Source organism: Halococcus morrhuae DSM 1307 (assembly GCF_000336695.1).
Classification (GTDB): domain Archaea; phylum Halobacteriota; class Halobacteria; order Halobacteriales; family Halococcaceae; genus Halococcus; species Halococcus morrhuae.
This window is the reverse complement of record NZ_AOMC01000074.1, coordinates 26214-40709: the sequence shown is the minus strand read 5'-3', so window position 1 is coordinate 40709 and position 14496 is coordinate 26214. Positions and strand designations below refer to the sequence as shown.

Genomic DNA, 14496 nt, shown 5'->3' with positions numbered 1-14496 from the left:
GCCGTCGATAGGGGCCGTTGCCTTATCTGTCTTCTCCGTTCGTTTACTGGTACTCTGCTGACGAGTTTTCCGTGAGAACAGGTGTGCGCCGCCGCGACCCGAAGGGATTTGCGCCCGACTGCGGAACCGAACGGCATGCGATCGATCGAACGGTATCTCAACGTCCGTAGCGCCTACGGCGCGAGCTTTTCGCCCGCCGGCGATCTCGCCTTCCTGTTCGACGCGACAGGTACGCCACAGGTCTGGTCGCTCTCGGAGCCCGGCCGGTGGCCCGATCAGCGAACCTTCTCCGACGAGCGCGTCACTACCGTCGCGTTCTCGCCCGAGCGTGAGGAGCTGATCTTCGGCATGGACGAAGGCGGCAACGAGCGCGCACAGCTCTTCCGGCTCGCCCCGGATGGCGAGATCCAACCGCTCACCGACGATCCCGACACGAAGCATCGCTGGGGCGGCTGGAGCCACGACGGCGAACGCTTCGCCTTCGCCGCCAACCGACGTGACAAGTCCGTCTTCGACGTCTACACGCAGGGACGCACAGAGACCGGTGACGACGCCACGCGCGTCCACGAGGGCGACGGCTGGCTCACGGTCGCGGGGTTCTCGCCGAGCGACGACCGACTGCTCGTGAGCGAATCGCAGTCGAGCTTCGATCAGGATCTTCACGTGCTCGATCTCGACACTCAGGAGATCGAACACGTCACACCACACGACGGTAACGTGCGATTTCTCGATCCCTCTTGGAGCCCGGCCGGCGACGCGCTCTATCTCGTGACCGACCGTGAGTCCGACACGCTCTCGCTCGCCAGACTCGATCTCGCCACCGGCGACCTCGAAATCGTGGCCGACGGCGACGGCTGGAACGTCGAGGGAATCACGCTCGACGAGGACACCGGCCGACTGGTGTACGCACGCAACGTCGACGGCTACACCGAGCTCACCGTTGGCCGACTCACCGACGGCGGGATCGAGGAGTTCCCAGCGCCCGATCTCCCGGAGGGCGTCGCCGGCGGCATCGCCTTCGACGCCGACGCCGGGCGCTTCGCCGTCACCGTCACCGGTCGTCGCGAGAACACGAACGTTCACGTCGTCGATGTCGAGACGGGCGAGAGCGAGCGCTGGACGAACGCCTCGACTGCGGGTCTCGATCGCGAATCCTTCCGTACGCCGGAACTCGTCCGGTACGAGAGCTTCGACGGCCGTGAGATTCCAGCCTTCTTCTCGCTGCCGGCGGACGCCGAGGAGGGCGCAACGCCGGTCGTCGTCGACATCCACGGGGGACCCGAGAGCCAGCGCCGGCCCTCGTTCAGCCCCGTCACGCAGTATCTCCTTGACGCTGGCTACGCGGTCTTCGAGCCGAACGTGCGCGGTTCAACGGGCTACGGGAAGGCCTACACGCATCTCGACGACCGGGACAAGCGGATGGATTCGGTCGCCGACATCGAGCGCGGCGTCGCCTGGCTCCACGAGCACTCGGCCGTCGATCCGGAACGCATCGCGGTGATGGGGGGTTCGTATGGTGGGTTCATGACGCTCGCGTCGCTCACCGAGTATCCCGACCTGTGGGCCGCCGGTGTAGACATCGTCGGCATCGCGGATTTCACGACCTTTCTCGAAAACACCGGCTCCTGGCGGCGCGCGCTGCGCGAGGCCGAATACGGCTCGCTGGCGGATGACCGCGAACTCCTCGAATCGATCAGTCCGCTCAACAGCATCGATCGCATCGACGCGCCGCTGTTCGTCCTGCACGGCGAGAACGACCCACGAGTGCCCGTCGGCGAGGCCGAGCAGGTCGCCGCGCGCGTCGGCGAGCGCGTTCCCGTCGAAACACTGATCTTCGACGACGAGGGCCACGGCATCGTCAAGCGCGACAATCGCATCGAAGCCTACACCGCGATCGCCGACTTCCTCGCCGAGCACGTCTGACGGGTCCACAGGGCACGAATGAAATCGCGGAAAACGGCGTGAAACGTGTTCACACGGTGATGAACGAACCTCCGTTTTTATTGTGAGTCGACGTCGTTTCGTGATATGAACGAGGCCGAACGGTCCGAACAGTGGGTGACGGACCAGCTCGACCGGCTGGAGGAGGTCTACGGCTCCGCGCCGGTCCACCAACTCGGCTGGACCGTTCCCCCGACGCGCTACGAGCGAGCGGCTGACGCCGACGGGATCGAACGAGCAGTCGCGGGCGTTCACGTGACCAACGACGCCGACGAGGTCCTCTTGATCCGCGACGGTCACGACGAGTGGGCCTGTCCGCGCGGCCCCGTCGAACCCGGCGAATCGCTCGAAGCGGGTGCGAAACGAAACGTCCGCGAAGCGACCGGTATCGACTGTTCGATCGATGCCGTCGAGCGGATCACCATCGTCGGCATCGGTGACGAGACCGACCGCGAGCGCCCGCAGGTGTACTGTCTGGTCGTGCGGTTCGTCGGCTCGTCGGGCCCCGACGAGCGCGTCGAATGTGGCGAGAGCCCCGTTCGCTGGCGCAGCAGCCGCCCGACCGATCGTCTCGACGCCGGCGTGCTGGCCATCTGATACTGTCGGACGGAACTGATCGGAAATCGTAAGGTGAAATGTCACTCGTTGCAGTAGATTTTCGCAATCTGAACTTCACGTACTTCCGTCCGACAGTATGAGCAGGGAGACAGATACATACTCGCCGAGGGCCAACCCGCGAGTGATGTTCCGGTGGTTGTTCCGGACGCTCGGGTGGCTGCTGTCGCTCCTCGTCCGGCTCGCGTTCGTGGTCGCCGTCGTCGTCTTCGCCGCCAGCATCGCGTTCGGCGGTCTCCCGGTCGACGGTGGCGTCGGCGATCTGCTCGGCGATCTCGGTGTGCCAGCCGATGTGGGCGACATCGGCGCGCTCGGTGCCGTCGACAACGACAGCGCCGGCGGGGTCGGCGGTATCGGCAGCATCGTCGACGATGAAGCCGATGGGTCGGGTGGAACTGCTGGTGCGGGCACGAACGCGTCGACCGTTTCGGCATCGGAGACGAGCGAGCTCAACGGCACCAAACTCGAATATCTCATTCATCGAAACGTCAACGAGGAGCGCGCCGAGCGCGGCAAGTCGAACCTGTCGTTCGACACCGATCTCCGGCCGGTCGCGCGCTATCACAGCACCGACATGGCCAATCGGAGCTACTTCTCGCACGTGGGCCCCGACGGCGAGACGCTCGCCGATCGCTACCGACGCTTCGACTACCAGTGTCGTGTCAAAACGGGCACCCTTCGGTACGCGACCGGCGGCGAGAACATCCTCTACACCTACTACGACGCACCGGTCTCGATGGACAATCGTACGGTGCAGTACGATTCCCAGGAGGAGCTCGCCCACGGCATCGTCAACGGCTGGATGAACTCGACGAGCCACCGGAAGAACCTGCTCAAACCCTACTGGGAGAACGAGGCCATCGGAGTCCACATCGAGCAGATCGACGGCCGGACGCGCGTCTACGCGACCCAGAACTTCTGTTGAGCAAGCAAAAACGGTATGTGGGCCGCGCGTGGAGTTCGGGTATGGTCGCTCGTTCGACGTGGTTGATCCTCGCCGGTGTCGCCCTTCTCTTCCTACCAGTGCCACCCATTCTGAGCGCCGTCGCCGGTGTCGGCGTCATCATCGCGGGCGTGGCACTCCGATTCGTCGGTGACGACGACAACTGATGGAGATCTACTGATCCGGCCGCTCGTGATCGCTCCAGAACCGTTCGAGCTGTGAGTCGAGAAACATCGGGGTCATCGTGCGCCACTCGTCGCGCTCGGCGGGCGGGAGATATTCGTGGACCGACCGGGGTGCATCCGGCGTGTAGCGTTCGTCGACGAGCGCGCGCACCCCGATCTCCTCGGGGCCCCTGATCACTCGGCCGATAGCCTGTCGCGCACGGCGCACGGCGGGCACCGTGAGCGCGTACTCGAAGGCGTGCTCGTCGCCGAACTCCGAACCATAGGCCCGCCGCACGGCCCGGATCCGCGGCGAGGCCACGTTGACGAGCGGGACGCCGACGACCGCACACGCGCTCAGTTTTTCGCCGTCGTAATCGACACCCTCTGTGAGCGTGCCGCGCGTGGAGGTGACGAGGACTTTGCCGTCGCCGGCGAAGAACTTCTGTTTGAGTTTTTCGGTGGCTTCGTCGCTCGATGGCTCGTCCAGAAGCACCGGTTTCGCCACCGCGTCGGCGAGGCGGTCGTGTGCCCACGCGGCCTCGCGATAGCTCGGCATACAGACTAGGACGTTGCCCGGGCTGCGGGCGAGTTCCCGGAGCGCGTAGGCATAGGTCTCCCGAACTTCGCTTTCCTCGCCGGGTGGCCCGCGGTTGCGCGCGGTGAAGGCCGGTGCGTCGACGATCCAGCTCGCACGATTTGTCTCGGGATAGGCGAGATCGTAGGTCCGCGTGGCGATCGGCCGCTCGCGATCGTCGCTCTCGTCGTCCGTGGTCTCGACGAGGCGATCGAGACCGATGCACTCGCGCAGGACGTCCATCGGTTCGAGCGTCGCGCTCATCAGCACGCCGCCGCCGAGATCCGAAAATCGCTCGCGGAGATCCTCGGCGGGTAGGCAGTCGTAACAGACCAGTCCGGCGGTGTAGTAGCGCTCCCAGCCCTCGACGCGCTCGCGATCGGTCCGCGAGAGCGTGATCTCCCGGAAGTAGCTCGCGTGGTCGCGCGTCCACCAGCGAGTCACGATGCGGCCGACGTCGCCACAGACCGTCGAGCGCTGGGGATCGAGCGAATCGAGCGCGTCCGCGACGGCCGCGCCGATGGTATGGAGTGATTTGCAGAACCCGGGCGAATACTGCTCGTTCGCCCACTCTGAGAACGCGTCGGTCTCGTCCGTCTCGGGATCGCGCAGCGGGATCTCGACGTCCTCGGGCAGTCGTCCCTCCTCGGCCGCGCGGTCGAGATCACCGTACTCGTCCGCGAGATGGCGCTCGACGCGGCGGTCGAGCCAGTCGATGGCGTCGTCGAAGAACTCCCTCGCTCGCTGGAGCTCGTCGGTACCGACCTCGTAGCTGGCGAGTTCGGTGGCGACCTCCTCGCGATGCTCGCGCGACTGGCCCGCGAGCGTGCTGAGATGGGAGACGTCGTTTCGCGCGCGCCGGAGCGACTGGATCCCGATTCGATCGCTCAGAAGATCGCGGACGCGCCCCTCCAGCCGATGGGCCTCGTCGACGATGACGAACGTCCGATCGTCGACTACGCCGTCGGTGAGCGCGCGCGTTCGCGGGTCGAACAGGTGGTTGTAGTTGCCGACCACCACGTCGGCGTCGGCGAGCAGCGTCCCCATCGCACGATGTGGGCAGGTTCCTCGGGGGACCGCACCGGCGAGCAGTTCGTCGGTGGTGACGACGTGGTTTTCGTCGTCGTCGAAGGCCACGGGGACGGATTTCTCGCGGGCGTACCAGTCGGCCTCGAACGGACAGTAGGACTGATCGCTCTCACTGAGCGAGTCGGGTGCGGTCGGTCGTGCGGTCGGATAGGGAGCCGTCTGGCCGGCCGTCGAGAGGTTGTCGTCGAGCGTGCGCCACGAGTCGGCATCTGTGCGGGCCTCGGACACGAGTTCGCCCGCGCGGGCGCTGTCCCACCAGACATCGCCACCGCCGTCGTGGGCGACTAGGCCAGCGGTGTTCTCCCGGAGATCCTCGCAGGCGTCCTGAGTGCCCCGATCGAGCGCACCCGCGCGCTCGTAGGGACAGAGGGTGGGCTTGCCGACGAGTGCGAGCCCGGAGAGAGGGTCGTCGAGCCCAGCGTTGATCGCCCGTAGGTCGTCGATGAACTGCCGGCGCTGCTGTTTGACCGGCGTCACGACCAGCACGTTGTCGTAGCGGTCGGTCTCGCGGAGCAGCGTCCCCGCGGCGGTGAGCGCGGCCATCGTTTTGCCCGTCCCGCAGGCACCCTCCATGACGAGATAGCCGCCCTCGGCCCCCGTTTCGATGGCCGTCTCGATGGCGTCGGCCTGGCCATCGTAGGGCTGCTCGTAGCCGAAGCGCGCCCGCCATGACGGCTCGTCGTTCCCGTGGGTGGCGGCGGATTCCTCACCGCTCATCGGTCATGTGCCAGGTTCATGCGCCATTCGTTATAGGGCTTCGCTCGTGGTCGACGGCGGTGCGGTTCGACAATGCGATCGCCGACATCTCGCCGGATGATCGCCACCGATCGAGAGTTTGTCCTCTACGGTTGACGGACAGAAATCGTTGCCAAAAGATGTTATATTTTTACTATTTTCGGCAGGTTTTTTGTAGTTCCGGCACGACACGCGTTCATGCGACAGACTATCACACGACGTGATTTCCTCGCGATCGCCGGCACAGTCGCCATCGGGACCGGAACCGTCAGTGCGGACGACGGGGATGACGAACCGGTCACGTTCGCGACCTACAACGTCGTCGACCTCCGCACCGAACAGGTCCAGTCGTCGGGCGACGAACAGGCCGCCGCCGCAGCACGCGTCATTCAGGAAATCCGTCCGGACGTACTGGTGCTCAACGAGCTGACCAACAACCGTCAGGCGAGTCGTGTCAAGGACGTCCCGTCGTCGCCCTCGAACGCCCGCGCGTTCGTCGAGAACTACCTCAGCGTCCCCCAGCGCTCCGATCTCCAGGGAATCGACTATCCACAGACGGTCATGCCGACGACGAACACGGGCGTCGCCAGCGGGCTCGATCTCGACAACAACGGCACGGTCGACGAGACGCCCGGCGATCGAACGTACGGCAACGACGCCTACGGGTTCGGGGAATTCCCCGGCAAGTACGGTCTGGCGATTCTCAGTCGATTTCCCATCCGGCGGGACGCGATCCGAACCTTTCGAAAATTCCTCTGGGAGGACATGCCGGACAACCTGCTCCCACGCGATCCGAACACGAACAACTACCTCTCGGACGCCGAGGCCGAGGAGTTCCGCCTCTCCTCGAAGACGCATATCGACGTCCCGATCGAGATCGGCGACGAGGTCGTCCACGCCCTCGCCGCCCACCCGACGCCGCCCGTCTTCGACGGCGAGGGGAACTTCAACGGCAAGCGAAACCACGACGAGATCCGCCTGCTGGCCGACTACGCCGCCGGTGCCGACTACATCTACGACGACAGCGGGCGACAGGGCGGTCTCGACGACGACTCGTACGTGCTGATGGGCGATATGAACGCCGCACCCGGCGATGCGGAGAGCCTCAACGCCGCCACGGAGTATTTCGTCGAGAACGACGGGTTCGTCGCCACGCCGTTCCCGACGAGCCCCGGCGGCGCGGCGAAGAACAAGCCGCGCTCGCGCTTCTGGACCGCCGAGTTCGGCTCCCAGGTCGACTACGTGCTCCCGTCGCCCGATCTCGGTCGCGACCAGTCGTCGGTCATCTGGCCGAGCGCGGCGACGACCGAGCGAGGGTTGCTCGACGCCGTCCGTACCGCCTCGGATCACCGACTCGTCTGGGCAAACGTCCCGATTGAGCGCGAGGACGCGGAGGACGACCCCGAACAGGACGATGGCGATGAAGACGACGGAGACGAAGACCGCGAAGAAGATGAAGACGAGGAGGATGGAGATGACAGGGAAGACGAGAAAGACGATGGAGCTGAGGAGGACGAATCGGACGACGATTGAGGGGCGACAGTACGACCAGAGGTGAAGAACGATCGCGGCTTTCGCCCGACATCCACATGACTCCGGAGCGAAAATTCAGCCGAAGTTCTCGACTTTCGCGCGGTCGGGATCGCCACCGGCGGCCTGGAGTGCGTCGGTGGCGGCGTCGAGGAAGTCGGCGAAGCCGTAGACGAGCACCTGTTCGTCGGGCGTGCCCGCGAGCACATCGGCGACGGCGTCGGTCATCGGTTCGTCGCCGTCGAGAACGGTGACGGCAGCGCCCGCCTCGTCGAGGGCCGCGAGGCGCTCGTCGTGAATGGGCTCGTCGTCACGGTAGACGACGGCGCTGTCCCCGCCATCGGCAAGTGTACGCTCGGCAATACCGATGGCGGGGCCAACGCCCGGCCCGCCGGCGAGGACGGTCGTTCGGGATTCGTTCTCGTAGTAGGCGTTGCCGAAGGGGCCGGCGACGACGATCGTGTCGTCGAGTTCCAAGGAAGCGAGTTTCGGGCCGACGTCGCCCTCGGGATCGACGGCGACGGTGATCTCGAACGCCTCCTCGACGCTCGGCGAGGAGAGCGTGTAGAACCGCGAGAGGCGCTCGCCGTCGATGTCGAGCGAGAGTTTGACGAACTGACCTGGTCGGGCGTCGAACTCCTCCGGCGTTTCGAGATCGAGCGCGATGGCGTCCGGGCCGACGTCCCGGACGGCGCGGATGCGAGTGCGTGTTGGCTCCATGTCGACGCTCGGTGTGGCCCGGGCAAATGGACTTCGATTCGGCGAGCAGCGCGGCGCAAACACGTCGCATCTATCGATTCGGCGGGTGCTGCGGGCCGCAGCGGAACTGTATCCGTCGAAAATGTTGATGGTCGTTCCGAAGCCTTTTCGTCCGCAGATGGCGTAGTCGGGGCCAGCACATGCCAGATGATTTGAACTGGGCCATCGGTGGGGAGGCCGGCGACGGCATCAATTCGACGGGGAAGATCTTCGCCCAAGCGCTCTCGCGCGCGGGCCGACAGGTCTTCACCTCGAAGGATTTCGCCTCGCGCATCCGTGGCGGCTACACCGCCTACAAGGTCCGCAGTTCGACCGAACGCGTCGAGTCGGTCGTCGATAGGCTCGACGTCCTCATCGCGCTCACACAGCGAACAGTGGAAGAAAACATGGACGAACTCCACGAGGGCTCGGTCATCATCTACGACGGCGAGCGGACGATGATGGAGGACTTCGAGGCCCCCGAGGGGATGATCGATCTGGCCGTGCCGCTCAAATCGCTCGCCGAGGACGCCGGCGGCGCGATCATGCAGAACATCGTCGCGCTCGGGGCGGCCTGCGAGGTCGCGAACTTCCCGATCGACAACCTCGACGAGGCGCTCGAAAAACGGTTCGGCGACAAGGGCCAATCGATCATCGACAACAACCAGGATGCTGCCCGCCTCGGCGAGGAGTACGTCCAGGAGGAGTACGACGAAGAGTTCAGCTACGACATCGAGACCACCGACAACGACTACGTCCTCCTGAACGGCGACGAAGCCATCGGTATGGGCGCGATCGCCGCCGGCTGTCGGTTCTATTCGGGCTACCCCATCACCCCCGCGACGGACGTGATGGAGTACCTCAAGGGGCGACTCGAACGCTACGGCGGCCACGTGATGCAGACGGAAGACGAACTCTCGGCGATCAACATGGCGCTCGGCGCGGCGCGGGCCGGCGCGCGGGCGATGACCGCCACCTCGGGTCCGGGCATCGACCTGATGGCCGAGACGTTCGGCCTCGTCGCCCAGAGCGAAACGCCGCTCGTGATCTGTGACGTGATGCGCTCGGGCCCCTCGACGGGGATGCCGACCAAGCAGGAACAGGGCGATCTCAACATGACGCTGTTCGGCGGCCACGGCGAGATCCCGCGGTTCGTGGTCGCGCCGACGACGGTATCGGAGTGTTTCCACAAGACGATCGAGGCGTTCAACTACGCCGAGAAATATCAGACGCCCGTCTATCTGGTCTCGGACCTCGCGCTGGCGGTCACCGAACAGACGTTCGCCCCCGAGGAGTTCGACATGGACGCCGTCGAGATCGACCGCGGCAAGCTCGTCGGCGAGGACGAGATCGACACGTGGCTCAACGACAGCGATCAGTTCCAGCCACATTTCCCCGCCGCCGACGGTATCAGCCCGCGGACGCTACCCGGAACGTCGGGCGGCGCACACATGACGACGGGGCTCGAACACGACGAACTCGGTCGACGCACCGAAGAACAGGAGGTGCGCATCGAACAGGTCGACAAGCGAAACCAGAAGGTCGAGACCGCGAAAGAAGAGGAGGAGTGGGACTATCGCGAGTTCGGCGACCCCGATGCCGACACGCTCGTGCTCTCGTGGGGCTCGAACGAGGGCGCGATGCGCGAGGCGATCGGCTTTCTCGATGAGGCGGACATCTCGGTCCGGTTCATCTCGGTGCCGTATCTGTTCCCGCGGCCGGATCTCACCGAGGAGATCGAGGCCGCCGACGACGCCATCGTCGTCGAGTGTAACGCGACGGGCCAGTTCGCCGACGTCATCGAACACGACACACTTACACGACTGAAACGGATAAACAAATATAATGGCGTGCGGTTCAAGGCCGACGAGCTGGCCGAGCGGATCACCGACGAACTCGACACGCCACAGGAGGTCCCCACATGAGCTCAGACGTCAGATTCACCGACTTCAAGTCCGACAAACAGCCGACGTGGTGTCCGGGCTGCGGCGACTTCGGCACCATGAACGGGATGATGAAGGCGCTCGCCAACACGGGCAACGATCCCGACAACACCTTCATCGTCGCCGGCATCGGCTGCTCGGGCAAGATCGGCACGTACATGCACAGCTACGCGCTCCACGGCGTCCACGGGCGCGCACTCCCCGTCGGCATCGGCGTCAAAAGCGCCAATCCCGACCTCGAAGTGATGGTCTCGGGCGGCGACGGCGACGGCTACTCTATCGGCGCGGGCCACTTCGTCCACGCGGCGCGACGCAACATGGACATGACCTACGTCGTGATGGACAACCGCATCTACGGCCTCACCAAAGGCCAGTTCTCGCCGACCTCCCGCGAGGACTTCGAGACGTCGACCTCGCCGGACGGTCCCAAGCAGTCGCCCGTCAACCCGCTCGCGCTCGCGCTCGCGGCCGACGGCACCTTCATCGCCCAGTCGTTCTCCTCGGACGCCCAGCGCCACGAGGAGATCGTCCAGCAGGCGGTCGAACACGACGGCTTCGGCTTCGTCAACGTCTACAGCCCCTGCGTGACGTTCAACGACGTCGATACCTACGACTACTTCCGCGACACCATCGTCGACGTCGACGACGAGGACCACGATCCGACTGATCGTGACGCCGCCCGCGAGAAGATCACCAACGACACCGAATACCAGGGCGTCATCTACCAGGACGAGGACTCGGTTCCCTACAACGAACGCCACGGCCTCGACTCGAACATGGCCGACATCCCCGACGGCGCTCCCGAAGACGCCACCGACCTCGTCCGCGAGTTCTACTAACGACTTTTTTACAGAGGGTCCTCGGCTCGCCACGCTCGCCTCGAACCCTCTGCAAAAACCTCGACTAAAAACTCCCGCTCACTCGCTTCGCTCGTTCACGGTGAACCGCGCTCACTCCGTTCGCGCGGATATTGACCCATCACGGCACCACAACCGCACAGCACCGCAGAAGCCCTCGGTCACTCACTCCGTTCGTGACCTCGCCCTTCATCCGCCAGGAACCACACCGCGACCACGCCGCTGCCGCGTGGCGGCCACCACGAATCACTCGCCGAGTTCGTCGCGGAGATAGGCCGCAATCTCGTCGATACCGTCGTACGTTCGGTCGACAATCCCCTCCATATTGAGGAATCCGTGGATCATCGACTCGTAGTTCGTGTGCTCGACAGCGACGCCGGCCTCTCGAAGTCGGTCGGCGTAGGCGATCCCCTCGTCGCGTAGTGGATCGAACCCGTTGGTCATGACGAATGCCGGCGGGAGGTCGGTGAGATCGCGCGCCGCGAGCGGGAAGGCGAGCGGGTTGTGCGCGTCGAGTTCGTTCTCGATGTACTGATCGAGAAACCACAGCAGGTCCTCGGCGGTGAGGAAGTAGCCCGAGGCGTTCTCCGCGCGCGAGTCCATCGGTTCGAGATACGCCGTCGCCGGGTACAAGAGGATCTGTCCGTCGATGGCGGGCATCCCGCGCTCGCGGGCCAGCAGCGAGACCGTCGCCGAGAGGTTCCCGCCGGCGCTGTCGCCCGCGACCGCCAGGCGATCGCCGTCGCCCGAAAACCGCTCGGCGTTGCTCGCGAGCCAGTTCGTCGCCGCGTAGGCGTCCTCCAGCGCCGCCGGCCACGGATGCTCCGGTGCGAGCCGGTAGTCGACCGACACCACCAGACAGTCGCTACGCTTGGCCAGCAATCGACAGAGGTTGTCGTAGCCGTCCAGGCTCCCGAGCACGAACCCACCGCCGTGGAAGAAGGCCACCGTCGGGAACGGTCCTTCGCCATCGGGCACGTACGCACGCGCCGGCAGCTCACGCCCATCGGCCGGAATCGTGACGTCGGACACTCGTCCCACGTCCACGGGATCGTCACCCGCGAGTTCGAGCATCCGATCGAGCTGCTGACGCGATTCGGCGACGTCACCCGACAGCGAAATGTCGTACTCGTTCAGCATATCGAGCAGCTGTGCGACCTGTGGATCGAGTTCACCCCTCATGACGATCCCCCATATTCGACGCCCTCTATTAGCTGCTTCGTCGCATTACCGGCATCGACCGACTGTGGATTGACCCCGACGGCGACCACCGCATCACCGTCGTTCTGGGCGACCGCGACGTGGACGTACACCGGTGTGGTCTCCTCGCCTGATCGGTTTGTCGTCGCGTACGTCACCAGCTCCGTCGGCTGGCCGACCAGCGTGACGTTCTGTCGGTTTTCGACCGCCAGCGCGCTCGTGTTGTTCACTTCGCCGAGCATCCGGCCCACGTCGCGGCGCTCGGACGGCTTCGCGAACGGGTTTATCGGCGTTCCGTTCGCCTCGGGGCTTGGCGTACTGAAGACGGCGAATCGCCCCGCGTGATCGCCGTGTGCGTACGTCTCGATGTGGTTTTCCACACCGACCGTCCGATCCTCGCCGTCGATCCCGACCGTCTCGTTGAATGCGATCGTGGCGCTGTCGTCGAGCGTGTAGCCCGTTCGATCGAGGGTGTCGTTCCCGACCGAGACGGGGTTCGCCTCGGCAGTGAGCTGACCACCGGGGAGCGTACAGCCGCTCACCACGACGAGAACGACAAGCGCGAGCGCGACACGGAGACGACGCATGAGCCCGAGAGAGGCCCGGGGAATAAGACGGTTACCCACGGTATTCCCGGTCTACTATACTGCCGGTCGGAGAGAGCTCGTCTGAACGAAGGAGGAAAAGGGGGCGAGAGGTGGGAGGGTGGGGAAAAGGGAGAGCATCCAACGGCGTCATCGAGCGAATGATCGCCCGTTCGCTACCGAGACGAAAGTACCGAATTCCCGTCAATTCCGGCCGTTCAAGTGGTTTTGGCCCCTGTTTTGGGTATGAGCACGACCCCTCCCGGACCGAAGGGACTGCCGGTGGTCGGCAACTCGTATCACTACGCTCAGGACCCGTTGCGGTTCATGACGGCGGTCCGGGACGCCTACGGCGACATCGCGCAGTTCACGCTCGGGCCCGAGCAGGCGTACATGCTGACGAACCCGGACGACGTCGAACGCGTGCTCGTCAGCGACGAGGGTGCCTACCGCAAACCCCAGTTCCAGGCGGACACGCTCGGCAACCTGCTCGGCGACGGCCTGTTGCTCAGCGAGGGCGGGACGTGGAAACGCGAGCGCCAGCGGATGCAGCCGGCGTTTCTCAGGAACCGGCTCGACGACTGTGCGGGGCTGATGGCCGAGTACGCCGCGGAGATGGCCGCGGGATGGGACACGGGCGAGACCATCCAGGTCGACATCGAGATGGCGAAAGTCACCCTCCAGATCATCACCAGCGCGATGATGGGCGTCGATCTCGACGACGCGACGATCGAGCGCGTCCAGGAGAGCCTCCAGCCGGTCGGCGACCAGTTCAGTCCGACGATCCGTGGCTTCCTGATGCCCGAATGGGTGCCGACGCGCGAACAGCGCGAATACCGCCAGTCGATCGATGTTCTCGAAGACGTCCTTCGGGACGTCCTGCGCGACCGGCAGGGCCCACACGCCGACGGGCCGGACATGCTCTCGCTGCTGTTCGGCGCACAGTCAGAGAGCGCCGAGGTCGATCGCGAGTTGATCCGTGACGAGATGATGACGATGTTGCTCGCGGGCCACGACACGACGGCGCTCACGCTCACCTACACCTGGCATCTCCTCGCGCGCCATCCCGAGATCGAGGCGCGACTCCACGACGAGCTCGACACGGTGCTGGGCGGCGAGCCACCGACGAGCGAGACGGTGCGACGGCTCGACTACACCGATCGCGTGCTCTCCGAGGCGATGCGGCTCTACCCGCCGGTCTACACCCTCTTTCGAACGGCAAAGGAGCCGGTCGATCTCGGCGGCTATCGCCTGCCGCAAGGGTCGCTACTCATGCTCCCCCAGTGGGCCATCCACCGCGATCCCCGCTGGTACGACGATCCCGACACGTTCGACCCCGACCGCTGGAAACCCGCGCGCCGGAACGAGCGCCCGAGCTATTCGTACTTCCCGTTCGGTGCCGGCCCACGGTCGTGTATCGGCAAACAGCTCTCGCTGCTCGAAGCGAAGTTCATCATCGGCACCGTCGCACAGGACTACCACCTCGATCTCGAATCGAGCGCCTCGTTCGACTTCCAGCCGACGCTGACGCTCCATCCTGCCGATCCGGTCGAGATGTCGATCCGCGAGCGTCAGTAGGA

At 65.2% G+C, this 14496-nt stretch carries 12 protein-coding genes; 8 read left to right on the top strand and 4 right to left on the bottom strand.

Annotated elements, in window-relative coordinates:
* Nucleotides 1-135: 135 nt before the first annotated feature.
* The 4 genes from C448_RS05115 (at nucleotide 136) to C448_RS05100 (ending at nucleotide 3666) form a co-directional block, all read left to right on the top strand.
* Nucleotides 136-1923 (top strand): S9 family peptidase, encoded by a 1788-nt coding sequence (locus C448_RS05115; RefSeq protein WP_004052303.1) that lies wholly within the window; start codon nucleotides 136-138, stop codon nucleotides 1921-1923.
* Nucleotides 1924-2028: 105 nt separating this feature from the next.
* Nucleotides 2029-2538, top strand: a complete 510-nt coding sequence (locus C448_RS05110; protein ID WP_004052301.1) for an NUDIX domain-containing protein — start codon at nucleotides 2029-2031, stop codon at nucleotides 2536-2538.
* A gap of 97 nt (nucleotides 2539-2635) precedes the next feature.
* A complete protein-coding gene (locus C448_RS05105; protein WP_239640526.1) occupies nucleotides 2636-3481 on the top strand; it encodes a CAP domain-containing protein in 846 nt (281 codons plus the stop codon).
* Between the two features lie 41 nt (nucleotides 3482-3522).
* Nucleotides 3523-3666 carry a hypothetical protein gene (locus C448_RS05100; RefSeq protein ID WP_049916054.1) on the top strand — a complete coding sequence of 48 codons (144 nt, stop codon included), beginning with the start codon at nucleotides 3523-3525 and terminating at the stop codon, nucleotides 3664-3666.
* Nucleotides 3667-3673: 7 nt separating this feature from the next.
* Here C448_RS05100 and C448_RS05095 read toward each other — a convergent pair whose 3' ends face one another.
* The gene (locus C448_RS05095) at nucleotides 3674-6046 is read right to left on the bottom strand and encodes an ATP-dependent DNA helicase (protein ID WP_004052297.1); all 2373 of its coding nucleotides are present in this window, start codon (nucleotides 6044-6046) and stop codon (nucleotides 3674-3676) included.
* 216 nt (nucleotides 6047-6262) lie between these two features.
* Here C448_RS05095 and C448_RS05090 point away from each other — a divergent pair, with 216 nt between their 5' ends.
* Nucleotides 6263-7597: an endonuclease/exonuclease/phosphatase family protein gene (locus tag C448_RS05090; protein WP_004052296.1), complete on the top strand. Its 1335-nt coding sequence runs from the start codon at nucleotides 6263-6265 to the stop codon at nucleotides 7595-7597.
* Between the two features lie 75 nt (nucleotides 7598-7672).
* Here C448_RS05090 and C448_RS05085 read toward each other — a convergent pair whose 3' ends face one another.
* Entirely contained in the window at nucleotides 7673-8314 is a 642-nt protein-coding gene (locus tag C448_RS05085; protein ID WP_004052293.1) for an FAD-dependent oxidoreductase, read from the bottom strand.
* 179 nt (nucleotides 8315-8493) lie between these two features.
* On the opposite strand from C448_RS05085, the gene C448_RS05080 reads away from it, so the two are divergent.
* Nucleotides 8494-10257, top strand: coding sequence for a 2-oxoacid:acceptor oxidoreductase subunit alpha (locus tag C448_RS05080; protein ID WP_004052292.1), 1764 nt, complete (start codon nucleotides 8494-8496; stop codon nucleotides 10255-10257).
* On the top strand, nucleotides 10254-11114 hold the full coding sequence (locus C448_RS05075; protein WP_004052291.1) for a 2-oxoacid:ferredoxin oxidoreductase subunit beta: 861 nt from the start codon (nucleotides 10254-10256) through the stop codon (nucleotides 11112-11114). Before C448_RS05080 ends, C448_RS05075 begins: the two co-directional genes overlap by 4 nt.
* Before the next feature lie 264 nt (nucleotides 11115-11378).
* On the opposite strand, the gene C448_RS05070 is transcribed toward C448_RS05075, so the two are convergent.
* A complete protein-coding gene (locus tag C448_RS05070; protein ID WP_004052288.1) occupies nucleotides 11379-12314 on the bottom strand; it encodes an alpha/beta hydrolase in 936 nt (311 codons plus the stop codon).
* The gene (locus C448_RS05065; protein ID WP_004052286.1) at nucleotides 12311-12919 is read right to left on the bottom strand and encodes a DUF6517 family protein; all 609 of its coding nucleotides are present in this window, start codon (nucleotides 12917-12919) and stop codon (nucleotides 12311-12313) included. Before C448_RS05065 ends, C448_RS05070 begins: the two co-directional genes overlap by 4 nt.
* A gap of 243 nt (nucleotides 12920-13162) precedes the next feature.
* On the opposite strand from C448_RS05065, the gene C448_RS05060 reads away from it, so the two are divergent.
* Nucleotides 13163-14494, top strand: coding sequence for a cytochrome P450 (locus tag C448_RS05060; RefSeq protein WP_080503155.1), 1332 nt, complete (start codon nucleotides 13163-13165; stop codon nucleotides 14492-14494).
* Nucleotides 14495-14496: the final 2 nt, after the last annotated feature.